The sequence below is a fragment of the Sphingobium sp. MK2 genome, assembly GCF_040170545.1.
GTDB lineage: Bacteria > Pseudomonadota > Alphaproteobacteria > Sphingomonadales > Sphingomonadaceae > Sphingobium.
Genome location: NZ_JAZDXA010000102.1, coordinates 1 through 1102, shown reverse-complemented (window position 1 = coordinate 1102; position 1102 = coordinate 1). Strand labels below are relative to the sequence as shown.

The window sequence follows — 1102 nt, the reverse complement described above, 5'->3', positions numbered from 1 at the left end:
CAAAGCTGACACAAATGTATCACGATCCGGCCATCTCGTTTGTCGTCAGGCGGCCAACATAACTGTCGTCACACATCGGAGCATCGGAGCCCAAGGTCGGTGACGCATCTCACCATCGCATATGCGCGTCGCCAGGAGGGCAGATGATCGTCGAATGATGCGAGAACCGCGTCAATTTGGGCTGGAGACAACACATCGGGCAACCCCGCCAAGCGCCAATGCGCGGCGCGCGGGATCTCACGCAAGAGTCCAGCGACATCGTCGCCCAACATCTTGCGAAACTTCAGATAGCAGCCGACTGCGCCGCCAGCGACGCGCACGGCACCAGCACTCCAACAACGGCCTTCGCCCAGGACAAACCGTCGAACAAGGGCTGGCTCGAGCTTCTCAGGGGCAATCGCGCCATCGCCAAACCGCTCGAGGAGCAGTCGGCGAACGATATGGATCCGCTGCCGCCGTGTCGTGTCCGCCAGACCACCGACATCGAGCATGTGGCGATCGAAGGCCTCCAGTTCACCGCTGATGTGATCCCTCTGCTCCGCAGCCCGAATCTGGCCCTCGATGCGAAGCACATGCAGCAGATGCCGGATAGCGACGCGCAACTCGCGGCGCACTTTGCGAACCGGCGCAGTGCATGTGCAAAATGGTAGGTGTGCATCCAGGAACTGGCGCTGCGCCACCTCATCTATCTGGGCGAGGTTGATACCTTCATCGGTTACCCACTTCGCGAAGTGGGCAACGCATGCAAAATACACGCGCGCTGTGTTGGGATGATATCTGCCCGCTCGAAGATAGCTGACATACCCCTCTTCGACGGGCGCGAAGACACTGCTCGCCAACCAGCGACGCGGCTCCGGCTGCAATAGATCAGACTTCATGACAGGGCTCCTCTCCAGATGGTGGGTGGAGAGGATGCGGTATTATGTGCAGCGGGAGTTAGTCATGCCGCAGCGCGTGCGGCGCAAAGCCGAGAGCCACATAGGTCACTGAATGGCGAACTGCGCATAATCCTGCGCTTCGCATAATTGCGGCCCAGGGCCACGCAGCGCATGGCGCGTTCGGCTATGTTGTTATCGATCTCCAGCCGACCATCGTCGAGGAA

At 60.2% G+C, this 1102-nt stretch carries 1 protein-coding gene and 1 pseudogene; both read right to left on the bottom strand.

The annotated features are described in order from the left end of the window. Positions 1-68 precede the first annotated feature (68 nt). Positions 69-878, bottom strand: coding sequence for a hypothetical protein (locus tag V2I08_RS20465; RefSeq protein ID WP_349636581.1), 810 nt, complete (start codon positions 876-878; stop codon positions 69-71). A gap of 149 nt (positions 879-1027) precedes the next feature. Then, positions 1028-1102, bottom strand: a pseudogene (locus V2I08_RS20460) (transposase); the annotation flags it as partial.